General features: G+C 62.6%; 16 protein-coding genes. 11 read left to right on the top strand and 5 right to left on the bottom strand.

Features of this window, described 5'->3' with window-relative positions; translation table 11 throughout:
• Window positions 1-74: 74 nt before the first annotated feature.
• The 3 genes from GKE62_RS10875 to pdxH are packed head-to-tail and all read right to left on the bottom strand — an operon-like array spanning window position 75 to window position 2,442.
• Entirely contained in the window at window positions 75-881 is an 807-nt protein-coding gene (locus GKE62_RS10875; RefSeq protein ID WP_154692264.1) for a PhzF family phenazine biosynthesis protein, read from the bottom strand.
• Window positions 881-1,825 carry a cation diffusion facilitator family transporter gene (locus GKE62_RS10870; RefSeq protein WP_154692263.1) on the bottom strand — a complete coding sequence of 315 codons (945 nt, stop codon included), beginning with the start codon at window positions 1,823-1,825 and terminating at the stop codon, window positions 881-883. The genes GKE62_RS10875 and GKE62_RS10870 overlap by 1 nt, the downstream gene beginning before the upstream one ends.
• Window positions 1,825-2,442: a pyridoxamine 5'-phosphate oxidase gene (pdxH, locus tag GKE62_RS10865; protein WP_154692262.1), complete on the bottom strand. Its 618-nt coding sequence runs from the start codon at window positions 2,440-2,442 to the stop codon at window positions 1,825-1,827. Before pdxH ends, GKE62_RS10870 begins: the two co-directional genes overlap by 1 nt.
• A gap of 687 nt (window positions 2,443-3,129) precedes the next feature.
• Here pdxH and GKE62_RS10860 point away from each other — a divergent pair.
• The 3 genes from GKE62_RS10860 to terL are packed head-to-tail and all read left to right on the top strand — an operon-like array spanning window position 3,130 to window position 6,469.
• Window positions 3,130-4,593, top strand: coding sequence for a DNA methyltransferase (locus GKE62_RS10860; protein WP_230206639.1), 1,464 nt, complete (start codon window positions 3,130-3,132; stop codon window positions 4,591-4,593).
• On the top strand, window positions 4,593-5,012 hold the full coding sequence (locus GKE62_RS10855) for a DUF5681 domain-containing protein (RefSeq protein ID WP_154692260.1): 420 nt from the start codon (window positions 4,593-4,595) through the stop codon (window positions 5,010-5,012). Before GKE62_RS10860 ends, GKE62_RS10855 begins: the two co-directional genes overlap by 1 nt.
• Window positions 5,009-6,469, top strand: a complete 1,461-nt coding sequence (gene terL / locus GKE62_RS10850) for a phage terminase large subunit (RefSeq protein ID WP_154692259.1) — start codon at window positions 5,009-5,011, stop codon at window positions 6,467-6,469. The genes GKE62_RS10855 and terL overlap by 4 nt, the downstream gene beginning before the upstream one ends.
• A gap of 465 nt (window positions 6,470-6,934) precedes the next feature.
• Here the strand turns inward: terL and GKE62_RS10845 are convergent, their stop codons facing one another.
• Window positions 6,935-7,531 carry a hypothetical protein gene (locus GKE62_RS10845; RefSeq protein WP_154692258.1) on the bottom strand — a complete coding sequence of 199 codons (597 nt, stop codon included), beginning with the start codon at window positions 7,529-7,531 and terminating at the stop codon, window positions 6,935-6,937.
• A 291-nt stretch (window positions 7,532-7,822) separates the two neighbouring features.
• On the opposite strand from GKE62_RS10845, the gene GKE62_RS10840 reads away from it, so the two are divergent.
• Both GKE62_RS10840 and GKE62_RS10835 read left to right on the top strand, forming a co-directional pair.
• A complete protein-coding gene (locus GKE62_RS10840) occupies window positions 7,823-8,725 on the top strand; it encodes a diacylglycerol kinase family protein (RefSeq protein ID WP_154692257.1) in 903 nt (300 codons plus the stop codon).
• Window positions 8,726-9,140: 415 nt separating this feature from the next.
• Window positions 9,141-11,396 (top strand): OPT family oligopeptide transporter, encoded by a 2,256-nt coding sequence (locus GKE62_RS10835; protein WP_154693679.1) that lies wholly within the window; start codon window positions 9,141-9,143, stop codon window positions 11,394-11,396.
• Window positions 11,397-11,745: 349 nt separating this feature from the next.
• Here GKE62_RS10835 and GKE62_RS10830 read toward each other — a convergent pair whose 3' ends face one another.
• Entirely contained in the window at window positions 11,746-15,249 is a 3,504-nt protein-coding gene (locus GKE62_RS10830) for a hypothetical protein (protein WP_195908346.1), read from the bottom strand.
• A 517-nt stretch (window positions 15,250-15,766) separates the two neighbouring features.
• Between GKE62_RS10830 and GKE62_RS10825 the strand changes: the two genes are divergently transcribed.
• From GKE62_RS10825 to GKE62_RS10795, 6 genes are all read left to right on the top strand, one after another.
• Window positions 15,767-16,399, top strand: a complete 633-nt coding sequence (locus GKE62_RS10825; protein WP_154692255.1) for a hypothetical protein — start codon at window positions 15,767-15,769, stop codon at window positions 16,397-16,399.
• Between the two features lie 353 nt (window positions 16,400-16,752).
• Window positions 16,753-17,412: a PEPxxWA-CTERM sorting domain-containing protein gene (locus GKE62_RS10820; protein WP_230206637.1), complete on the top strand. Its 660-nt coding sequence runs from the start codon at window positions 16,753-16,755 to the stop codon at window positions 17,410-17,412.
• Between the two features lie 698 nt (window positions 17,413-18,110).
• Window positions 18,111-20,168, top strand: a complete 2,058-nt coding sequence (locus tag GKE62_RS10815; protein ID WP_154692254.1) for an alkaline phosphatase — start codon at window positions 18,111-18,113, stop codon at window positions 20,166-20,168.
• 564 nt (window positions 20,169-20,732) lie between these two features.
• Window positions 20,733-21,932: an IS256 family transposase gene (locus GKE62_RS10810; RefSeq protein WP_154690754.1), complete on the top strand. Its 1,200-nt coding sequence runs from the start codon at window positions 20,733-20,735 to the stop codon at window positions 21,930-21,932.
• 167 nt (window positions 21,933-22,099) lie between these two features.
• Window positions 22,100-22,576, top strand: coding sequence for an Hsp20 family protein (locus tag GKE62_RS10805; protein ID WP_154692253.1), 477 nt, complete (start codon window positions 22,100-22,102; stop codon window positions 22,574-22,576).
• Between the two features lie 335 nt (window positions 22,577-22,911).
• The gene (locus GKE62_RS10795; RefSeq protein WP_154692251.1) at window positions 22,912-23,130 is read left to right on the top strand and encodes a hypothetical protein; all 219 of its coding nucleotides are present in this window, start codon (window positions 22,912-22,914) and stop codon (window positions 23,128-23,130) included.
• Window positions 23,131-23,454: the final 324 nt, after the last annotated feature.

The raw sequence follows: 23,454 nt of genomic DNA, 5'->3' as shown, positions 1-23,454 counted from the left end.
CTGGGCCGCACCGACGAGGACAAGCTCATTCCGGTGCGCGAACGGATCGCGCGGATCGTGGCGCTCTACGCGCGCTAGAACGTAAAGCTGCCCTCGACCACGGTCACGCACGGGCCGCCGAGCCAAGCGGTCTCGCCCTCCAGCCGGCAGGTCAGTGAGCCGCCCCGCGCCGAGGCCTGGTGTGCGCTGAATTCGCTCCGGCCGAGCAGGTCGGCCCACAGCGGTGTGAGGACCGCGTGCGCTGACCCGGTCACGCTGTCCTCGTCCACACCCGCACCCGGCACGAACACCCGGCTGACCACGTCGGCGCCGCTGGCATGGCCCGCGCCGGGGGCGGTGCAGATGAACTGGTGGTCGCCGAGCGCGGCGAGCGCCCCGAAATCGGGGGCAAGCGCGGCGACCTGCGCGGCGCTTTCGTAAAGGAACACGTTGTAGCGATCGGGATTGCGCCAGACCTTTTGCGGCGCCGCGCCGCCGAGCGCGGCAACCGCCTCGGGCCAATTGCCCGGCTCGACCCCGATCGCGGGCAGCGCCAGCGCATAGCCCGCCGCCTCGTGCCGCACCTCCAGCAACCCGGCAAGGCGCGTGCGGAACACCACCCGCTCGCCCCCGTCGCGGCCTAGCAGCACATGACCCGATGCCAGCGTGGCGTGGCCGCACAGGCGGATCTCGACCGCGGGCGTGAACCAGCGCAGCTCCCAGTCGGCGGGACCGGCGTGGTCGCGAACGAGGAACGCGGTTTCGGCGAACAGGTTCTCCGCGCCGATCGCGGCGAGAACCGCATCGTCGGGCCATTCCTCGAGGATCATCACCGCGGCCTGGTTGCCCGCGAAGGCGCGGTCGGCGAAGGCATCGACATGCCAGTAGGGAACGGTCGGCATCAGTCTTTCCCCTCTGTAGCGCCCGCAGCAGCCAGTGCAGTAGGCAGCAATTCTTCGGCGGCGTGGCCCTGCTCGTCGACCAACCCCTCCGGATCGGGATGGATCAGCACCTCGACGCCGGGAAACGATTGCTCGAGCCGTGCCTCGATCTCATCCATTACCCGATGCGCCTGGGCGACCGTCATACGCCCGTCCACCGCGGCGTGGAACTGGACGAAATCGTGATTGCCGCTGGTCCGGGTGCGCAAATCGTGGACCCCGCGCAGCTCAGGATGCTGGGCGAGCACCGCGAGAAACGCCTCGCGCTGCGCCTCGGGCCACTCGCGGTCCATCAACTGCTCGATCGCGGCCTGCGAAGCGTTCCACGCCCCCCACCCCAGCCACACCGCGATGGCTAGCGCGAAGAACGGATCGGCGCCGGAAATGTCGGCATATTGATCGAGCGCGAGCGCTGCGATCACCGCGAGGTTGAGCAGCAGATCGGACTGGTAGTGGACGTGATCGGTGCTGATGGCGATCGAACCGGTGCGCGCGATCACGAACCGCTGATAGGCGATCAGCGCCAGTGTCGCGACCATCGCGATGGCCGAGACGAGGATGCCCTCCTGCGCCGCCTCGGTGCGTCCTCCACCAATCCACTGCTGGATTGCGCGGACTGCTAGCCCAAACGCAGACAGCGAGATTAGCACCACCTGGAACATGGCTGCCAGCGCCTCGGCCTTGCCGTGGCCGAAACGGTGCTCCTCGTCGGCGGGCTGCGCCGCGATCCACACACCCGCCAGCGTCGCCAGGCTGGCGATCAGGTCGAGCGCGGTATCGGCCAGGCTGCCGAGCATCGCGGTCGAGCCCGTGGCCCACACCGCCCACGCCTTCATCCCCAGCAGCAGCAATGCCACGCTGATCGAAGCGAACGCGGCGCGGATGTTGAGTGCGGGGGCGGACATTAAGGATAAAGCAGCGTACTGGACCATGGTGCATTCGCGTTTTCGCGGACGAACCGGCGCCGTTCGTGCAGCCTGTGGTCGCGGTCGACCCAGAACTCGATCGCCGCCGGAATCACCCGATAGCCGGACCAGTGGGGCGGGCGCGGGACGTCGCCGTCAGGATACTGCGCGCGCAACGCCTCGACCCGCGCCAGATAGGTTTCGCGATCCGGCAACGGGCGCGACTGGTCCGAGGCGGCCGAGCCCAATCGCGAGACGGGGTGGCGGCTGGCGAAATAGGCGTCCGCCTCGGCCGCGGTCACTTCCTCGATCCGTCCTTCGACCCGCACCTGGCGGCGCAGCGACTTCCAGTGGAACAGCAGCGCTGCTTGCGGGTTCGCCGCCAGCTCGTGTCCCTTGCGGCTCTCGAAATTGGTGTAGAACACGAAGCCATCAGGACCATGTCCCTTGAGCAGCACCATCCGCACCGAGGGCGCGCCCGCTGGTGTGGCGGTCGCCAAGGCCATGGCGTTGGGATCGTTCAGCTCGCTCGCCCGCGCCTCAGCGAACCAGGCGTCGAACAGCGCGAACGGATCAGTGTGAGGTATCCAGTCAGAGGCGGGATCAACGAGTGACATGGGTTGCTCTGTAACGCGCTCGCCGTAGGCGTCGACCCTGTTGAGTCGATCTGACCTGCACCCCTCGGACCAGGGTCGGCGATGGCGCGGTTGTGTGTTGAACAATCGTCGCGCTGAGTCGCTGCTGGGTGGCCCTCGGCAGGATCGTTGAGCTCCAACTAGCGTGGGAAGGTTACCTTGGTTGCCTGCTTTGAGCGCGTTGCTGTGCGAAACGCCCAAGGAACAGGGAGCTGCAGAGCAAAGCGGGGGCCTTCTTTATGAAGGCGCTAACAGGGCAGCAACATCGCTGCCAGAGGCGATCTGACCCCTGTTTCATAAGGCAAAACAGGGGAAGCCTTTCATCCCGTCTCGCGAATCCCAACTCGCTCAAGTACTTGGCTGATATCAAGCACAATTAACAGGGCACATTTTTCCGAAATCAGAGCCACAACTCTCGACAAACACTTTAATCGTAGCAGTATTAGAATTGTACGTCGGGTATATTTGCAGAATTCATGTACAATTTATTTTGCACCGTGACAATACCGTGCTATGTGGGGGGTCTCCTGAGCTCCGCGAGCGGCGAATGGAGGCATTCCGCTTGTCACTTCGGGCATGTGGGCAGCAAAGATAGCGACCGGACCGACCATTTCATTATGGTCTACCCGATTCTGTCCTGGCTGCTCGACCGACCCGAAGGACAAGCCCGTGACACCCAAAAAGACTAACATCCGCAAGCGGGTTCAATTCGCAAACCCAGTCGAGGGCTCAACCCCGACCGCGGCATTGAACAATCACTTCCAAAGCAACCTGCGTATCAACGTCACCTACCGCGCTCTTGCCCATGTGAAGCCGCCCGCCCGAATCTTGCGCAAGCACAATAAACGACAGATCGCGGCTATTGGCGCATCCATACGCGAGCACGGCTTCGTTAACCCGATCCTGATCAACCACGCCGGCCAGATAGTCAGTGGGTACGGGCGATGGCTGGCAGCTACAGCGCTGGGGATGACCGTGGTTCCGGTGATCGAACTGGAACATCTCAGTCCAGAGCAGCTGCGGCTGTACGCAATCGCGGACAACAAGATCGCCGAACAGTCCGAGTTCGATCTCGATGTGCTCAGGATCGAATTGTCCGAATTGGGAGAACTCGATCTCGACCTCAAGATCGAGCTGTCGGGGTTTGCGACCAGCGAGATCGACGATCTCTTATGCGCTCCTCAGCCGGAAAAGGATGGCCTCTCTGGTCCCCCGAATGAGAGCGAAGTGGCTATCACCAGGCTGGGGGATGTGTGGCTCCTGGGTACGCACCGCCTCATCTGCGGCAACTCCCTCGAAGCGGAGACGTACGTCACGTTAATGGGCGGCGAAAAAGCGGGGATGGTGTTTTCAGATTCCCCGTACAACGAATCAGCGGCTGCCATCTCCAGCAAGGGCAAGCACAAGCACCGCGACTTTGCGATGGCGGCGGGCGAGATGTCCCCCGAGGGGTTCACCACCTTTCTAACGAGGGCATTCCGGCACTGTGCTCAACACAGCATCGACGGCTCAATCCATTTCCAGTGCATGAACTGGAAGCACATGGGCGAGATGCTGGCTGCAGGCAACCAAGCCTACACCGAACTTAAGCAATTGGTCGTGTGGGCCAAGCCCTCGGCATCGATGGGGACCTTTTTCAGATCCCAGCACGAATTGATCTTTGTTTGGAAGAACGGCACCGGTCCGCACATCAACAATTTCGGGCTGGGCGAAACTGGGCGCTACCGTACGAACGTCTGGAATTACAAGGGTAACGCTGGCTTCCACCGGGCTCGCGACGAAGAACTTGCTGCCCATCCCACGGTCAAGCCGTGGATCATGGTTGCCGATGCGATCCGAGATTGTTCGAGGCGCGGTGACATCATCCTCGATCCGTTTGGAGGTTATGGCACCACGTTGATTGCGGCCGAGCGGACCGGGCGCAAGGCGCGGCTGATCGAGCTCGATCCACTCTACTGCGATGCGACGATCAGGCGGTGGAAAGCGCTAAGCGGGAATGAGGCAGTGCTGGAGGCAACCGGCCAGACCTTTGCCGAAATAACCCGCGAGCGAATCCCCGGAGCTCAAGATGGCGATCCAGTTCCTTTGCGAGCCGATGGCGACGATGGTGCCGCCGCGGGGGAGGAGGTCTGATGGCCGCCGCTCGCCCCAAGTCCGCCCGCGGCGGCAACCCGCCGGAACATGCCCGGTTCAAGAAGGGGCAGTCTGGCAATCCCGCCGGTCGCCCGCCCAAAAACCGGGACATCCGCAAGCAGGTCGAAGCGGAACTCGATCAGATGGTTATGATCTCCGAGGGCGGCAAACGCGTCCGCCTGACCAAGCGCGAGATCATCGCCAAGAAACTCGTCAATGACGCCGCCATGGGCGACCCCAAGAGTCTGGCCAACCTGTTGAAGCTGATCGCTGGGCCGAGCCAGCCTGAATACCCGGTGGTGGCGGTCGATCCGGCGGACCTGGCCCGGTTCGCGAAGCGCTATCTGTCCCAAGAACAGCTGCTGGGCAACGACAAATCTGACGCGGAAGTCCCCGCAGCGAGGCACGGTACGAAGTGATCGAACTTCCTGAAAGCTTCTACGACGCCATGATCCGGATCGACTATCCGACCTTTATCGCCCGGGTCATGGCAACTCTCGAGCCGGGCACGACCTATGAGCACAATTGGCATATCGATCTCATCAACGAGCGTTTGCGACGGGTAACTCGAGGCGATTGCCGCCGGCTGATGGTCAACCTACCCCCGCGCAGCATGAAGACGATCCTGGTCAGCGTCGGCTATAGTGCCTGGCGGCTGGGTCATGACCCGGGCTGCCGGATCATGGCGGTGGCGTATAACAAGGATGTGGCGCTGGCGCAGGCGGTACTGTTCAACCGGGTGGTCAGTAGCGCCTGGTTCCGGCGGGTATTTCCAGCGTGCCGCCCTGTCGTACCCAACCGGCAGATGGAGTGGACAAGCTCGACTGGCGGGTACCGCCTCGCCACCTCGATCAATGGCAGCGTGCTGAGCCGAGGCGCTGATCTCATCATTCTCGACGACCCCAACAAGGGGCAGGAGATCTATTCGAAGGTCGCTCGTGACAGGGTGAAGAAGTCTTACGACCACACGGTTTCAACCCGCCTCAACCACCCACGCGCAAGCGCCATCGTCTGCGTGATGCAGCGGCTCCATGATGACGATCTGGCGGGCCACATGCTCGGGCAGGAACAGTGGGAAACTTTGGTCGTTCCCGCCACAGCGACCGCCGATGAAACCTGGGACATCGGTCATGGCGAAATTTACCACCGCGCGCGGGGCGAGCACATCCAGCCTTCGCGGATGGGTCAAGCAGAGCTCGAAGTCCGCCGCCGGATCATGGGCCAAACCGCATTCAGCGCGCAATATCAACAGCAACCGGTACCTGACGATGGCATTGTCGTGCGCAAAGGCTGGCTGCGCTATTACGAGGAACCGGCCGACGACTACACCACACGTGTTGCCAGCTGGGATACCGCATCGACCTTGGGAGAAAATTCTGACTGGTCAGTCGCGACAGTCTGGGGCGTCCGGGCGAACGAGGCTCATTTGCTTCATGTCGAGCGTGTCCGTCTCGAAGCCCCCGAACTCATCCGCCGTATTGAGCAGGTGCATCAACGCTGCGGGGTCCATGTAACCGTGGTTGAAGACGCCGACCTTGGCCGTGGGCTGGTGCAGCACCTCCGGCGTGCGTCCAGTGTGTGCAGACCGATTCTCCATAGACCCAAGATCGACAAAGTCGCGCGAATGCAGGCGCGGGCCGTGATGTTCGAGACCGGCAGGATCTTCCTGCCGCGCGACGCGCCCTGGCTTGCGCTTTACCTCGACGAACTCCTTGGCTTTCCCAATCGGGTTCATGACGATCAGGTCGATAGCACCAGCCAGGCGCTCGACTACATTCAGACGAGGTTCGCCAGCTTGCTCAATCCCGAGCGGCAAGATTTTCACCGCGAGCGGCCGCGGGCACTCCCCCGCCCCAAAGGTCGTATGCGCCGCTAGATCCTCCTGGCAGTTTACAACTCTTTGGCTCCGTTGACAGGCGAAGCGGGCTACTCCCCCGCCCGGTCCACTCGGCGTCTATTTAGTGCTCACCATGCTGTCCGTTACAATGCCATCCCACGTTTCGGCGTGACTGCCATCGTGGTTGGCCATTCCCGGCTTGGTTAGGATTGCTCGCGGCTTGGCTCGGCTGTCAATGATGCGGGTTGGATTCTCATGCCAGCCGATGTTGAACGCGAAATGGGTCTTGAGGAAGGTCAGGTAGGAGTAGGGTAGGTGGGCGTGGATCCACCAGGCCAGCCGCTGCCAGTCGCCTTCTTCCCGGTATGTAGCTCAGAACGATGGCACCACGATGCAGGCTACGGCACCCATAGCCACGTAGAGCCGCGCCGGGCGAATAGGACAGCAAGAAATGAGGCCCACTAGGCGCACCGTTGTTAGGCGCGCCTAGTGAACTGGTGATCCTCAGAGAGCGGCGGCCAGGGCGATGTCCTGATCGAGGAACGCGCGACCTGGCATGTTGAGTGGCATCTCGGCGCTGGTGCCAGTTACAAAGAAACCTGCGATCGGAAGAACGACAAGAGAGCCCACCACCCCAGCGGTGCCGGTTTGACCTCGGGTGTCCATGTCGCCGGTGAGCCTGATCGCCGTGCCGTTGATGCTCACGGAGCTGATGTGCAGCCGTATCGCACCGGACTTGCCCCACATCCCCTTGTTGCGAACTTCGGTCAAAACGCCCTCGACAGGGCTGCGCGCCGGGATGGCGAGGCGACCGTTGATCATGACGTCCTGTGCGACTTCAAGACGGACACGTTGCCCGACTTTGAGAGCCTTGCCCTTCGTCGTGAGAAACTCGGAGAGAGCGACGGGAACAGGTGAACCCGCGCGCAACACATCGCTTGCTGCTTGTTGCTGGATCAAGGTGACGTTTTGTGCGGGCGATACCATCATGGGCAATACAACGGTGGCGGGCACCTTGGGGTTGGCCGTCGGAGTAGGCGCCTGTGCGGCGACCGGCGAAGCAAGCAAGACGGCCGCAAGCGCGGCAACACGGTAATCCATCAATTATCCCCCATGAACGCGATACTTCATCGCGTCGGTGAGTCATGCCTAAGGGATGAAGCCGGTCAAATAATTGAGCGAGTTCGTTAATTTCATGCTCTGCACCGCTACGGATCGCTTCGTGTTTAGCTTAGCCGCGTTGCTGCGCGATGTTGGGCGCGCCTCGACCCAGTGCCGGAGGGCAGGGTTACGCGGCCACTGACGCAAGTTTTCGTCGTTGGACGCGGAACGACTGCTCCTAGCTTACACGGGACTGGCGCGGGCATAGAGGGCGTGCCACGCACGGCTGAGATGACACCCCTCCCCCAACAAGCCATCCTCGTCGTCAACTCCATGAGCCGCAGTGGTGCCGAAGCGTTTGACGAAGTGCGTGACAAGCTGGCTGCCGCGGGAGTCGAACTCCTTGCCGCGCACGCCATCACCGATCCGGACCAGATGGAGCCGACCATTTGCGATGCAATCGCGCAGGCGCCGATGGTGATCGTGGGTGGCGGTGACGGATCGCTGTCGACCAACGTCAGTTCCTTCATGGGCAAAGACACCGTGTTCGCGATCGTACCGCTTGGCACCGCCAACAGCTTTGCGGGCACGCTTGGAATTCCCAAGGACATCGACAGCGCGGTCGCGGTCATTGCCAATGGAGAGCGCAAGCGGATCGATCTTGGCTGCATCGACGGACATTTCTTCGTCAATGCCGCGGCGATAGGCCTGTCGCCGATGATCGCCGAGACGGTGCCTCCTAAGTTGAAGCGCTACCTGGGTATGGTCGGTTATTTGCTCTGGGCGGCGCGCTGCGCGTTCAAGTTCCGGCCGTTCCGAGTGACCGTCGAGTACGACGATGGGCGACACAAGAAAGTCTGGGCGACCGAGGTTCGGATCGCCAACGGCACGCATCACGGCGGAGTCGAAATGGTCGAGAGTCAGGAAATTGATAGCGGAGTGATTGTCATTCAGGCCGTCACCGGGAAAAGCGTATGGGGTCTGGGTTGGAGCTGGTTCGCGACGGTGACAAAGCTGCGCGGAAGGCACGGCACGACACGTGAGTTTCGGGGGCGCAAAATGCGGCTTGGCACCCAGCCCCGGCTCGATATTTCGATCGACGGCGAGATAGCAGCGCGAACCCCGGTAACAATCAGCGTCGCGAAAGGCGCCATTGAGGTGGCGGCACCCCGCGACGGGCAGTTCCAAATATAATGCCGGTGTGGCGGTTCGCTAAAAGCGGCAATGGGTGGCCCTGGCCGAGGGGCACGCGGTCATGGGCTCAGGGTGGGCAACCAAGCGCTAACCGTGCCCAGCCGAGACATCTTTGCGATTAGACAGACAATACCTGGACGTCCGTTTCCAGAGGGCAGCCGCCTGAGGGCAGAGTGTCGGCAACCGCCTCCCTTATGGAGGAGTGGCCCTGAGATATCGCAGAGCATTGGGTGTCCGCAATCCGATCAGGTACGTTCGTCAGATCGGCGCCTTCGACACGGTCAACTAGCTATCTAGGAATTATTCAATTGCCGTGGGCAAAAAGTCCATCATAGTCTCGAACAATTGACGAGAGGATCCTGAGTTGAGGAATGAATCCGCGCGCGGGACTGCCACTCCGAATCTTTCGCAGAGCATGTTGCCGCGGCCCGAACCCTTCATCCCTGCCAGCGCAAACATGCGCGAATTATCGCTGGTTCCGCTAATTCTTGGCACGGTACTCGGGATAGTTTTCGGGGCCTCGTCACTCTATTTGGTGCTTAAGGTCGGGTTGACAGTCAGCGCGTCTATTCCCGTCGCCGTGATATCGCTGACAGTATTTCGCCTGATCGCCAAGTTGGGCGGGCGCGATGCGACAATCCTGGAGCACAACATAGTCCAGACCGCGGGGTCTGCGGGCGAGTCGATTGCATTCGGCGTCGGCGTAACGATGCCCGCGATCATGATCCTGGGCTTCGATCTAGATATCGCACGCGTGCTGCTCGTATCGGTACTCGGGGGGCTGCTGGGCATCTTGATGATGATCCCCCTGCGCCGCGCGCTGATCGTCGAGCAGCACGAACAGCTGATCTATCCCGAGGGCACCGCCTGCGCCGAAGTGCTCAAGGCGGGATGTTCGGCGCAGGATCGCGCGGTTGCGGCCGGGACTGATTCAGCCGTTGACGACGGGATTGATGCAGCCCGCGGCGCCAGACTGATCTTCGGCGGGTTCGCGATCGGGATCGTCTACAAAATCGCGATGGTCGCGTTCAAGTCGTGGAAGGACGTGCCGCAGGTCCTGTTTGGCAAGCCGTTCGTCGGCGGCTCGGTGGCAGCCGAGATCTCTCCTGAGCTGCTCGGCGTGGGCTACATCATCGGACCGCGGCTGGCGGCGACGATGTGCGCGGGCGGGGTCCTCGCATATCTTGTCCTGATCCCCGCGATCAAGTTCTTCGGCGTCCCCGGCGTCATCGTGTCTCCGGGGACAATGCCGATTAGCGAAATGTCGCCCGATGATGTCCGTGGGGCCTATGTCCTGTATATCGGCGCGGGCGCGGTCGCCGCAGGCGGAATCGTCAGTATGATCCGCTCGCTACCGACGATTGCGGGGGGCATAAAAGGCGCATGGCGCAGCGTGACCACGCGCCGACCGGGCGAGCGCGTCACCGAGGAAAGTCGGCCCCGGACCGACCGTGACCTGTCGCCCAGGTTTGTCGCGATCGGGCTGATCGGGCTGATGGCAGCAATCCTGCTGGCCCGGCCGCTGCACATGAACTTGGTCGGTGCCGCGCTCATCATCTTCGTGGGATTTCTGTTCGTCACTGTGTCATCGCGGCTGACCGGCGAGGTCGGGTCCACCTCCAATCCGATCTCAGGGATGACCGTCGCAACGCTGCTCGTTACTTGCCTGGTGTTCTTGGCGCTCGGCTGGACCGGCCCCAATTACTACGTCACAGCGCTGTCGGTCGGCGCGATCGTCTGCATCGCCTCATCGAATGGCGGCACGACTTCGCAGGACCTGAAGACCGGGTTCCTGATCGGTTCGACGCCGCGGTCGCAGCAGATCGCGATCATGGTTGGGGCGCTGGCTTCGGCACTTGCGCTGGGGCCAGTGTTGCTCGCGCTCAACCAGGCCGGCACCGTCCTCGTCCCAGTGATGCAGGCCGGCCCGGTGGCGTCGGCACTTCCGACCCTCTCCCCGGCCGAACTGAGCGCCTTGCCCAAGGAGAAGGTGAACGGGGCGGAATACAGCGTTCGGCGTTTTGCCGACAAGGCAGGCACGCCGCAGCGCTATCTGGTGGATGCTGCCGGAACCCCGGCGTTCCTGGTCGATCCCGGTATTAACGGCACGCATCGGACCACCGCCGCTGGCGCTCCCGTTCAAAAGTTCGATGCGCCCAAGGCGACGCTGATGTCGTACATCATCAAGGGCATACTCAACCATCAACTCCCGTGGGGCCTGGTCCTGCTCGGAGCCATGATCGCGTTGGCACTCGAGATGACAGGGGTTCCCTCGCTGGTCTTCGCGGTGGGGGTCTATCTGCCGCTTTCGTCTTCCAGCCCGATCTTCGTGGGCGGCATGGTACGCTGGCTGGTCGACCGGCGCGCCCAGCGCCGAGACCGGTCGCTGTTCGCGGCCGACGCCAAGGCGGAAGAGGACCGGGGCCCCGGTGTGCTGCTTGCGTCGGGCTATATCGCCGGGGGGGCGATCGCCGGAATTGCGATCGCTTTCATGTCAGGGATCCTGACTGAAACGAGCGCGCGCATCGACGCCGCCATGAAAACATCCAATCCGTTTTACGGCGGACCATTTGCAGACGCGCTGTCGCTCCTTCCTTTTGGAGCGATTGTCGTCGCGCTCTACATGGTCGCAACGCAGCGCACGAAGGACGCAACCGACAAGGTGGACTAGGTCAGTGTCGGTAGGTTTGCTGATGATGAAAATGCCATCGAAGTTGCCCTTCGGTCCGCCTTGAACCCTGTGGCGTACTGCGGAATTGGGTCAGCAGCGGAATGTCTGCAAGTTCTGTTGATTCGTTTGTAAGCGGAACGTCGGCAACCGTTTAGAGCTTCGGACGCCGTGAGGCGTCGGAAAGTCGACGGCTTTGTGCGCGTCGCTTAGAAACGGACGTGATCTTCAGGGGCCGCAATGCCCCAGATATTGGACGACAGGGAGGGGCGTTTTTCGAAAGCTAGGAGGGCTACGAACGTAGGGCGCCCGGTCTCCCGGACGCCCGTCGGTTCATGTGTGCAAACGATACCTAGAAGCGGAATCCGGCTCGCACACCGTACCCGCGAGTATCGCCGAAATCGGCCCAGGCACTGATGAGCGGTCCGCCCCCGGTCCCGCCGCCAATTCCGCCTTCGATCCGTACCCAAGTCCCCTTGCCCAGGCCGTCGAGCGTGGTCGAGCTCGAGCCGCTGCGCAGCTGATACTCGGTGTCACCACGGAACTCGTGGAAGCCGCGCGCTTCGATGAACGGCGCAATGTCGCCCGCGAAGCTTGCCCGGGCATGCACGCGCCCGCGCATGCTCGTCATCCGATCAGCGTCGAACGTGATGTTACCGAAATCGAACGTGTCGAGCTTCGAGCGAACATAGGCAAGCCCTGCACCAACGTCGAAATTGATGTTCCCTTCACCGCCGGTGCGGAGGCCGAGTTCGCCTTCGATGCCATCGCTGCGCGAACGCAGCCTGATCGAACCCGCCTGGATCGCGGCATTGTTGAAGCGCGTACGGTAATCGTCCCGCTTGATCAGCGCCCCGGCGTAGAACCCATTGGTCATCCCGAACTGGGCATAGGCGCCATAGTTTCGGCCTTCGGTAACCAAATCGGTTGCCGCCTCGGTATCGCCTTTGGCTCGCGCATACCCCCCGGTGAGCCCGACGATGAAGTTGGACGAACCGAAGTCGATACCACCTTGCGCTCCGCGGTAGTCGGTGCGCATCCGGTCCGACACTGTAAGCGCCGTCCCGAACAACGAGGTGCTCCGGTTGCGATCGCCGGCTTTCCCGTTCTCGCTATAAAGCTGCGCCCAGAAGCCGATGGGAGCCTTGCGCTCCTGGCCAAAGCTGACCCGCCGCGCGGTCGCGTAAGAGGTGTAGGCATCAGCAGAGCGATACCACAAGTCGCGCACCTGGCGCCCGGCGAACACCGTGTCGTAGGCCCGGGCATCGGGAGTCGCGACCAGGAACACGTCGCCTGCACGAACCTGCGTCGCGTAATTGATCAGGCCGAAATTAGTGATCCCACCAAGAACGAACTGTCCGGCAGCGATGTTGTTGAGCGATGAATCGACGATCAATGCACCGGTCGAATCGATGACCGGACTCACCAAGTTGGCCAGCACCGTAGTGGTCCCGCTGGTCGTCCCGCCGATCACGAGCCGGTCGGTTGTGGTGGTCGCGCCGGTGGCGACCACATCGATGCCGAGGCGCGCATTGCCCGACGCAGCATAATTTGAGTTGGCGAGGCTCACCATGTCATTCGCCGCTCCATCGCGCATGTCGATGAAGCCGCCGGCATTGTTAAACGTCTCGAGATTGCTGACGACCGAAGTCCCTGAGAACGCGTTCAGCGTACCACTGTTGTTGAACACATCGACCCCTGCGAGGAAATCGAGCGACGCAGGCAGGACGAAGGTGCCCTGGTTGTTGAAGGTGTCGTTGCCGCTGGTGAATGCCAGCGGACCCACAATCGTACCTGTCGACCCCAGCGTCAGCGTGAACGGGCCACCGGCTAGGGCCGTGTAGGGGGTGGTGCCACCTGCGTTCCGCAGGGTGCCGTTGACGATCAGCGTATTGCCTGACGTGCCTTGCAGACTGGCGCCCTGGACACCGGTGGTGGTCGTACCGGCACCAATCGTCACCAGTGTCATGCCGCCGGTCGAGGCGGTGATGCCTGTCCCGGTGGTGGACGCGACGTCGCCGGTGGCGCTGACGACCACATTAGCGCCGCCACTCGAGCTCGCCTGGACGGCATTGCCGTTGGCGGTGACCGCACCGGTGCTGACCGTGACGAGCCCTGACGCTGCTGGCGCGGAGGAACTGATGACGATGCCGCGCGATCCTACGCCGGTTGCCGAGGTCACTCCGCCGGTGACGGTGATGGTGCCGAGGGTATTGCTGACGAGGACCGCATCGCTGGTTGCGCCGGTGGTGGCTATGGTGCCGCAAGTCACGCTCGTGGTACCATTGGCCGCGACGACGACAGCCGGACTGTTAGCCCCGGTTGTCGATACGTTGCCGCAATTGACCGCCGCGGTCGTAACGCCAGAGATTGCGAGCCCGGCCGAAGTGGCACCGGTGGTGGTGATCGAGCCAGTGTTCGCGAACGCAACCGGGCCGGTCCCGGTGATCGCCACCGCAGCGCCGGTTCCAGTAGTCGCGGCCCCAGCGACCGTGGCGCTGATCGCGCCCGCACCGCCGTTGATCTGCAAAGCGTTGGCGCCGTTGGCTGTTTGCTTGCCGCCGTTGAAGGTAACCGGGCCGGTCGCGTTCACAACCGTGCCGGTTGCTCCGGCTTCGGTCGCGGTGACAGTGCCGGTCACCAGCGTGATGGCATTGGTCAGGCTGTTGACGGTCACGCCGTTTCCGGTGGTCGCGACGTTGCCGATGGTCAGGTTGACCGGGGCGGTCGAAGTAACGACGGCACCCTTTGCGCCAACGCCAGTGGTGGCGACGTTGCCGAGGTTGCCCGTAACGCCGCTGGCGTTGATGAGGGCTGCGGTCGATCCCGCGCCCGATGTTCTCAGCGTGGCACCAGTTCCGCGCAGAATGAGAGTGCCGGCGGAGTTGGATTGAAGCGCAGTGCCGACAGTGGTCACATTGCCGTAGCCAGCGTCGATCGCGCCGGTGCCGGTGATGAGATCGATACCGACGGCCCCGACGCCCGCTACGCTCGTACCGCCAGTGACGGTACCCGCGTTGACCGTGATTGTGCCCGTGCCGTTCGTCTGCGCGAACAGGCTGGGAAAGGCGGTGTTGCTCGCAGAGACCGAAGTTGTGTTGATTGCGATATTGCCACCATTGGGGGTACCGAAGGACTGTGCATAAACCCCGTTGTTGCCGACGTTGGTCACTGCACCACAGTTGATTGTCAGCGCGCCCGAACCGTTATTCTGGGCGAACACGGCTGCGGCGCCGCCGCTGTTCGAATTTACCGAGGTGCAACCGACATCCACGCCGCCAACGGTGTTGAATACGGTTCCGCCGACACCGGCACCATTGGTGCTGGTCACCGTTCCAGTACGGACGACCACGTTACCGGTGCCGCTCGCTTGGGCCTGCCCGATCACGCCAAAGCCGTTTGCGGTGGTGACATTGCCGGTCGTGATATTGACGTTGTTGCCGTTGACGAGAACGCCCGATGCACCCGTAGAGACGTTGCCGGTCACGACCGTCGCATTGGAGGTCGCTGCCGCAGCGGCGCTGATCGCGCGATCGGTAGTCGTCAGATTGCCTGCGGTGATGTTGACCGCGCCAGTCTGGGCAACTGCCTGGATTCCCCGGCTGGTGGCGCCGGTGGTGGTGATGTCGCCGGTTCGCAGCGTCAGATCCGTGCCGCCGTTGGACAGCACTCCGAAGGAATTCGCTCCGCTGGTCGTCACGTTGCCCACGGTCGCCGTCGCGGTCTGGCCGACGGTATTCAGCGTCACGCCATTGGCGCCGACGCCACCGGTGGCGCTGATGTTCACGGGCGCACCCGTGCTCGACGGGGTGAAGCTTAGCGCTCCCCCGGTCGAGGTCAGATTTACGGCAGGCACTGCGGTCGTCGCAATTGGGCCTGTGGCCGAGTAGGCGGTCGTCGACGGACCTGTCGTGGCGACCGTGACAAGGCCAGGTCCCGAAACGGTCGAAGTTGCGGGGGTGGTGTTTGCGGTCACGACGGTCGCGGTGCCGTCCACGCAGGTAATCGTGGTTCCCGTCTGCGAGCAGGTCGTAGACTGCGCCTGAGCGGCGCTTGAGTGCAAGAGGGAGGCGGCAGCAAATGACGCGCTGCTGAGCAGCGCGAAGCGTGTCGTCGACATGTTGATCGGTTTCCTAGGGTGCAAGCGCGTACATGCGCCGCCGGCTGGCCCCCCAACCGATTGAAAGCCATACGTTCTTTAAGCGGGATGGTTCCCGCTATACGGTCCACAGATCGTGTCCCGGCACGCCCGAAGGTGGTGATTGGCTCCCGGGGTTGGAACCGCGTCGTCTTCCTGTCCGTCAACTGACTCGCACATTCATACCGGTGCAAACGCCCGTGTGCGACACGCTGCTATGCTTAAAGGAGCCATCTTGTCCGCCCTTGCGCTTGCCGCTTTCGCCGCGCCTGTCGCGGCCGAGAACCTTGCGTCTCGTCCCGCTCAAGCTTGGGAAATAGGTCCGAATATCCGCGGGCGAGATTATTCAGTTGGAATGCCCAACACCCCTCAGCCGACGCGCAGTGGATGGTCGTTTGACTTTCCCTATCCCGACGATGCGGCCGGCCACGTGCATTACGTAACAACGCCGGTCGGTTCGATGGCCGGCGCACACAATTTAACGGTGCGCTACCGCATTGAGGGCGAACGGGGGGCGTCGTTTGTGTCTCGCGAGACGCCAACCACCCCCGCTACGGTCTCACTGTATTTCCAGCGCCGGGGCGATCCGTGGCGCGGGAAACGTTTTGAAATGTTCCGCTGGTACGCGCCCGAGCAGACATTGCGGGAGATCGCGCCTGGCACCTACGAAATGCGCGCCAGCTTTAATGATGACGGCTGGATTTCAGTTTGGGGCAAATCGTCTGGCGATTATCGCGAAGCCTTCGAAGCAGCGCTAGCCGACGCCGATCGCATTGGACTCACCTTCGGCGCGCCGGGTGCTCGCGGCCACGGTGTCTTTGCAACTGCGCCCGCCAGGTTCACCCTGTTGAGCTACGACATCAACTGATTGCCCTAGCGCGCACGCTGTTGCCTCGATGACGGTCGGCCTCAACCGAGCCCCCCGGGGTCCCCATGGACTTGTTATCGCGAAAAAATTCAACCTAGTGGGAACCGCGAAAGCCCTCGACGGTTAGGTCTGCGGTTAACATTAAGTTAACCAAGCGGGGCAACGGGGCGTAGGGCGCCGCGTCCCATTTTGACACGGCAGCAATACCTTGCAGTTCAGTATAACAAATGACACGGCGAGGCCTTTAATAACTCACTAGTAAGTCGAGTCGGGGCAAGTCTCTGTAAGGCGAACTGACGGATAACAGGCGTAGTATAGTCGGTAGTGATACACTTCCGACAAGGAGAACTTATATGCGTAAAATCGTCATGCTTTCGTTGGCCGCAGCGGGACTTTCTGTTTCTGGCATGGCTAGTGCAGCCACTTTGATTAATGCTGCAGTTTACGGTTTGAACGCCCAAGGTGCTACCACAGGAACTGTTTGGGATACTGACCCCAGCAATCCTACTTACACGCTTTTCGTTCAGTACCCGGTTAGTGGCCTGAATGGCGCGCCGGTGCTCAACCCAAACGATCAGACGATCAGTCAAAACGTCGGTTCTGGCCCGAGCCCGTTTCTGCTCGCCGGAGAAGGCTTTCTTCCGGGGACCAATCAGGATTCGGACCTTATTTACAGGCTTACGCTGGGCTTCCTGGGTGGCGCGTCGCTGACCGGAACCTACACGCCGACGACCAATACCTTCCTTGCCGGCAGCTCGGCCGTAATTGATGGGCTCAACTATACCCTGAACGACTTTTCGTTCCGGCGGTTCGGCGGCGACACGGTCCAGATTCACTCAGCAACGCCGGGCGGAGACCCCAACGACTATGTCGGCAACTTCACGCTCGGTACGACGGGTGCAGTTCCTGAGCCGGCTACCTGGGCAATGATGTTGATCGGTTTCGGTATGCTCGGCTTTACCATGCGACGGCGCAACCGCGACGGAGTGAAGGCGCGAGTCCGTTACGCATAGCAGGCTTTCGGCGTCAGCGCGCCTGATTGTCCAGAGCGCTGACGCCAGAGCTGTGGCGCGTATCCTATCCGACCGCGGCAGGCTCACGGATCAGAACGATCCTTGGGATCAACCCGATGAGCGAGTGTGCCACGAGGCTGTCGTGCAGATGAAGTCGCGACGGTGCGGCAGCGGATTCCTTAAATCTCAACCAAGTTCGCTACCGACGCTTAACAGGGACGGGCTACACCGCAACGTGCGACCCTAAAGCGCCTCGCCCCGGCTGCCTCAAGCCGGGGCGCCTTCTTGAGCGAGGACACAAAACTATGAAGGTCGCCTTGAAAGTCAGAGCCGTACCGATCCACAGCCTGCATAGCCCAGAAGCCTTCTTCAGCACAGACAGCGACGCCGCATCTCACCGACTGGCTCAGTCTCCACTCGACACGCGCCGAACAGAAGTCCCTTTCTAGCGTCTGCCACTGAGAAGCGGTCACGCCGCTACCGGCTCCTTTGGCCGTTTCCTTCTGCGCCTCGCATCCGGTCATACAGTTTCCCGGTGCGCATTCCTAAATACGGTCAATGGCTCACGAATCGTGGGTTTGCAATGCTGTGTGACCGCGCTGGCGTGAGCTTGGACGGGCGGGGAACGCCGTCTGTAGAGCGCCCATTGCCCGACTCCGTATTTCATCGATCATCCCGCCCCAAACGGGGACTGAAAAGTGGATAGACGGCAATTCCTGCTAAGCGCCACGGCGCTCGGGGCCTGCGGCATCTGGGCAAGCCGGTCGGATGCCGCGCCCTCGCGGATTGCCTGGCGCGAGGACCGACGGCTCTTTCCGCAAGGCGTGGCCTCAGGCGATCCCGACGACCACAGCGTCATACTGTGGACTCGGAGGCCGTTCGATCAAGGCGAGCGGCACGAGTTGACCATCGAGGTAGCGAAGGACCGTGGCTTCCGCCACGTCGTGGCCCAATCTCGCGTCCCTGTCTTGGCAGCGTCTGACTGGACCACTCGCGCGCTGGTCGGCGGACTCACGCCGGCGACGCCTTATTGGTACCGCTTCACCGACGACAGCGGGGGCGGCAGCCGTATCGGCCGCACAATCACAGCCCCGCGCTCGAACGACCCGCGCCCGGTGCGTTTCGCCTTCGTCTCGTGCAACAGCGTCAATGAAGGCGCGCAGAACGCCTATGCCCGCATGATCTGGGAAGACGAACGCGCGGCCGCTGACCGCAAGCTCGGGTTCGTGCTTCACCTCGGCGACTTCATCTACGAGGTTGTCGAATATCCCGAAGAACTCCCCCACCGCTTCTCGCGGACGGTGTACGACATCGGCAAAGTCCCCGATGCGCGCAAGGTCAGCAACTTCCACGTTCCAACCAACCTCGCCGGCTACCGCTTCGTCTACCGGGCTCACATCAACGATCCCGACATTCAGGATGCTCGCGCGCACTTCCCTTTCGTGTGTATCGGCGACAACCACGAATTCTCCTGGCAAGGCTGGCAAAGCTTTATCAAATATGGCGCGACGGTGGAGCCGGCGCAGCCGCTACGGGTCGCCGCCAACCAGGCGTGGTGGGAATACATCCCGTCCCGCGTGGCCAAGGCCTCGGGGGAGGGGCTCGAGGAGTTCGACCCGCCCGCAGTCACCGCGGCGCCGATCGAAACCTTCGACGACCATGGCTTCGGTACCGAGCCAAACAACCGCATCGCTGTCGGCAGCATGACCGCCTACCGCGCGATGCGCTACGGCAAAAACATCGAGCTGATCCTCACCGATCATCACAGCTACAAGATGGCCGACCCTACCGACCGCCCCGACGCGGCTGCGCTCGACTCAGGCCAATATCCTGTCCTGCCGCAGGAATGGATGGAGATCGTTGACGGCGGACGGGACTACAACGGGGGCCAACCGCCCGCGACAATTGGGATCGGCGACAAGACCATCCCCAATTTCCGCAAGGACGAGCCGCCGGTGACAGTACTCGGGCAGGAGCAGAAGGCCTGGCTCAAAGAGCGGCTGACCCGCTCGAACGCGACGTGGAAGATTTGGGGCGTGACGAACGGCCCGCTGGACATGCGGACCGACGCGCAAAATCTGCCCGTCGGGTTCATCAAGACGCCGTGGATGGGAAAGGATTTCGGTACATTCGGCGGCGGCGACTTCAGCGGCGCGTTTCACGAGCGAGCGGAAATCTACGACTTGGTCCGCGACCAGAAGGTCTCGGGCTTCGTCACCGTCTCGGGCGACCGACACAGCTTTTGGGCAGGCTACGCCGCGCCGCGGTTGCCGCCGGCCAAGTTCGAACCGGTCGGCTTGAGCTTCATTACCGGGTCGATCTCGGCTCCCGGGATGGGTGAGGCCGTCGAAGGCATGAGGGAAGCCAATCCATTGCGCCCGCTCTACATCCGCAAGCCAGTCGGCGGCGAGCCCGAGCATGTGGTCAACCTGATGCTCAAGCGCGGGGTGCGGTCTGCGCTGGAATACTCGGCGAGCGGCGACATCGCCAAGGCGCGAGCGCTAACCAATCCCGATGTCGCCCCGCACGTCGAGTTCGTCGACATGGCTGGGCATGGCTATTCGGTAGTCAGCGCCGGACCGGACGTCATCGAAACTGAGTTCGTCTGCATCGTTCGCCCGGTCGCGCGCGCGACGACGCCGGATGGCGGGCCGCTGCGCTATCGCGTCTCGCACCGCGCCCGGCTCTGGTCGGCTGGTATGGCACCAGAGCTCAGGCAGCGGGTTCTGGAGGGCGATCCCAAGCTGTCTGTTTGATGCGCAAAGTAAGGCAGAATTGCGCCTCGGTGTCGTCCTTATAGCCCAACCTGCGCCCAGGCCGAAACCAGAGATCCGTTGACCTTACTTGCACCTTCCCTCCAGAGTGGGTGGCGACTTCACCCTTAGTCGCTGTGGTTCGGATGGGGGCAGGAATCGCGGCGCATCAACTTGGGGGCGGCGTCCGGACGCCGGCTGAGAGCAAATTGTTGGTCTCGTACAACCAAGCGGCTGCGCCGCCGTTGGCGATGGCATCTCGAAAGCTTGTCGGTCTAAATTGCTGGCTGCCAAGCCCGTAGCGCAGCCAAGTCCGCTGCCGGCGACAAGGCTGCCAGTCTGAATTTTGTGTCGGATGCGCATCGGAGATCTTGAAAGCGGGGTGACCCAGACTAGCTCAAGCCGTACCGGGCGCGGTCGTGCCCCCGGGCGTGGTGTAGCTCGGCGGTAGCGTAGCTGACCGGCCGCGCGCTCCCCAAAGCGCTGTAGCGGGCGGTCAGCTGCGCGGGTGGTCATCGGCGACTTCTGGTAAGGTTGGTTTGCCAATCAATCTTACGGAGACAACCGATGACCGAGGACAAGATGGACCTGCGCGCGCTGTTGGGAAAGAGCCCGGATGCGGACTTTCTGCGCGACATGATTGGATTTGCCGCCGAGCGCCTGATGGAGCTCGAGGTCGGCGAGCGGACCGGCGCAGGCTACGGCGAGAAGAGCGCTGCGCGACTGGCGCAACGAAACGGGTACCGCGACCGCGACTGGGAGACGCGGGCTGGCACGGTCGAGTTGCGGATCCCCAAGCTCAGGACGGGAAGCTACTTCCCCTGCTTCCTCGAACCCCGGCGGCTGTCCGAGAAGGCGCTGACCGCGGTCATCCAGGAGGCCTATATCCAGGGAATCTCGACGCGCTCGGTCGACGACCTGGTCAAGGCAATGGGGATGAGCGGGATCTCCAAGAGCCAGGTCAGCCGGCTGTGCCAGGAGATCGACGGCCGGGTAAAGGCCTTCCTCGAGCGGCCGCTCGAGGGAGACTGGCCGTATCTCTGGATCGACGCCACCTACGTGAAGCAACGCCAGGCCGGACGCATCGTCTCGGTCGCGGTGATCGTCGCGGTGGGCGTCAACTCCGATGGCCGCCGCGAGGTGCTGGGCATGGCGGTCGGCCCATCCGAAGCCGAGGTGTTCTGGACCGACTTCCTGCGTTCGCTCGCGCGGCGCGGCCTGCGCGGCATCAAGCTGGTCATCTCGGATGCGCATGAAGGCATCAAGGCGTCGGTCTCGCGCGTGTTCAGCGCCACCTGGCAAAGATGTCGCGTTCACTTCGCCCGCAACGCGCTGGCACATGCCGGCCGAAGCGGGCGCCGGGTCGTCTCGGCGTTCATCGCCACCGCCTTCGCCCAGGAGAGCGCCGAGGACGCCAAGGTCCAGTGGCGCAAGGTCGCCGACCAGCTCCGGCCCACGGTCCCCAAGCTCGCTGCGCTCATGGACAACGCCGAGCAGGACGTCCTCGCCTACATGAGCTTCCCGGCCCAGCACCGCACCAAGCTCCACTCGACCAACCCGCTCGAGCGTCTCAACGGCGAAATCAAGCGACGCACCGACGTTGTCGGGATCTTCCCCGATGAGGATGCCATCATCCGTCTCGTCGGCGCGATCCTGCTCGAGCAGAACGATGAGTACGCGGTCCAGCGCTGCCGCTACATGACACTGGAAAGCGTCGCCCAATTAGGCGATGATCCCCTGGTCAAGCTGCCCGCAATGGCCGCCTGACCAATCCGGCCTTGACCGGAGATCGCCAGGGCTACGCCGGCGAACCTACACCACGCGGTGGGGCACGATCCCGGGCGCCGTGTTCGGGTCCGGTGGACGTAGAGGGCACCGGCTCTTCGTCACCGGTGCAACTCAAGTCCGAATTGCTTCGTGAGGAGGATTTGGAAATGAGAACCAACTTCGACTTTGCCCCTTACCGCCGTTCGACGGTCGGCTTCGACCGTCTCTTCGACCTTCTCGAGACGGGATCCCGCGCCGACGCGTCGGACGGCTTTCCTCCGTTCGATCTGCTGAGGGAGGGCGAAGACAGTTACCGGATCACGCTTGCGGTTGCCGGCTTCCGACCCGAGGAGATTGACATCGTCGCTCAGCAGAACCTGCTGACCGTTACTGGCAAGCCTTCCCAAAGTGAGACCAAGGGCGAGTATCTGCACCGCGGCATTGCAACCCACGCGTTCGAACGGCGCTTTCAGCTTGCCGACTTCATCGAGGCTGGAAACGCCACGTTTGAGCACGGTTTGTTGACTATCGACCTGAAGCGTGTGGTGCCCGAAGCGATGAAGCCTCGGCGTATCGAGATCAGCGCCAAGGCCGCCAACGACCAGCTCGAAGGGCCCAAGGCCAAGGCGAGCGCCACCGGCTGAAATATCGGTTGCGGTTTGCCGGCACTGCTTGGAGCAGGCCGGCAGCCGCCCGGGTTGAGGCCCGGCAGCGCGGTCCGCTCATCTGCAAGTGTGAGGACAGTTAGAAAGGAGACAAGCTCGTGTTCCTCTCCAATTTTGGTGATCCTGCGCAAGTTGTGCGCCATCCGCAGCTCGAACCCGAGGTGAAGCGGGCAATTCTGGCTTCGTGGGCGTCAGATGCTCACGCGGTCGAGCATCAACCCGCGCTTCGCCACCCACCTGGTGTCGACCGGCCCCTCCAGTACGACGATGTGATGGCTGCCCTGCGTGATCTGGACCGAGGAGCTTGCTGAGGAATGCCGCAAAGGTTCCGGGAAGGTTTGGATGAAGAGAGCCAACGTCTCGAACAGGAGCTCAAGCGGGCACTGGCTCAACCGGAGAGCAAGCGGATCGCGCGATTGTCTCAGCTCTGCCGGATCGTCGAGGATCAGCTGGGCCGCTGGTTTCGCGGCCTAGATGTCGATCGGCATCAGGCAGCATCCCCGATGACGGCTCTGCTGCAAGGTGAAACCTGATCCGTGCGGGCGTTCTTTGAGTAGATCCGTTCTCACGGACAAGGTCGCCGGCTGGTTCCAAAATCGGATCGCGGATCTTCCGCGGCGCGGAATGTGCGCCCTGCCGCCCTCGGTGATCTAAATGTTGCCGACGGCAGCGGTGCCACTTTTGACCCGTTCAGGACATGATCTGCCTCTTCGGCTCAAGTGACTGTCTTTGGTTGAGCGCTTTCCGCTCCTGGTGGCTCGTCGCCGGGCAGCGCCCAAAGGCAAGGCCTTGGGTTCTTTGTCACTCAGGACAATCGGCGATTTGTGGGGGCGTAACCGGGCGCTTGCGCTTTTCAT

The sequence above is a fragment of the Novosphingobium sp. Gsoil 351 genome, assembly GCF_009707465.1.
In the GTDB taxonomy this organism is placed as follows: domain Bacteria; phylum Pseudomonadota; class Alphaproteobacteria; order Sphingomonadales; family Sphingomonadaceae; genus Novosphingobium.
The sequence above is the reverse complement of the archived record's forward strand: the minus strand, read 5'-3'. Positions and strand labels throughout refer to the sequence as shown.

Bases quoted from the DNA above. Each gene is read 5' to 3' on its own strand.
- GKE62_RS10820 (WP_230206637.1), top strand. From the start codon at position 16,753: ATGCGTAAAATCGTCATGCTTTCGTTGGCCGCAGCGGGACTTTCTGTT.
- GKE62_RS10845 (WP_154692258.1), bottom strand. From the start codon at position 7,531: ATGGATTACCGTGTTGCCGCGCTTGCGGCCGTCTTGCTTGCTTCGCCG.
- pdxH (WP_154692262.1), bottom strand. From the start codon at position 2,442: ATGTCACTCGTTGATCCCGCCTCTGACTGGATACCTCACACTGATCCG.
- GKE62_RS10875 (WP_154692264.1), bottom strand. From the start codon at position 881: ATGCCGACCGTTCCCTACTGGCATGTCGATGCCTTCGCCGACCGCGCC.
- GKE62_RS10870 (WP_154692263.1), bottom strand. From the start codon at position 1,825: ATGTCCGCCCCCGCACTCAACATCCGCGCCGCGTTCGCTTCGATCAGC.
- GKE62_RS10855 (WP_154692260.1), top strand. From the start codon at position 4,593: ATGGCCGCCGCTCGCCCCAAGTCCGCCCGCGGCGGCAACCCGCCGGAA.
- GKE62_RS10805 (WP_154692253.1), top strand. From the start codon at position 22,100: ATGAGAACCAACTTCGACTTTGCCCCTTACCGCCGTTCGACGGTCGGC.
- GKE62_RS10810 (WP_154690754.1), top strand. From the start codon at position 20,733: ATGACCGAGGACAAGATGGACCTGCGCGCGCTGTTGGGAAAGAGCCCG.
- GKE62_RS10795 (WP_154692251.1), top strand. From the start codon at position 22,912: ATGCCGCAAAGGTTCCGGGAAGGTTTGGATGAAGAGAGCCAACGTCTC.
- GKE62_RS10835 (WP_154693679.1), top strand. From the start codon at position 9,141: ATGTTGCCGCGGCCCGAACCCTTCATCCCTGCCAGCGCAAACATGCGC.
- GKE62_RS10840 (WP_154692257.1), top strand. From the start codon at position 7,823: ATGACACCCCTCCCCCAACAAGCCATCCTCGTCGTCAACTCCATGAGC.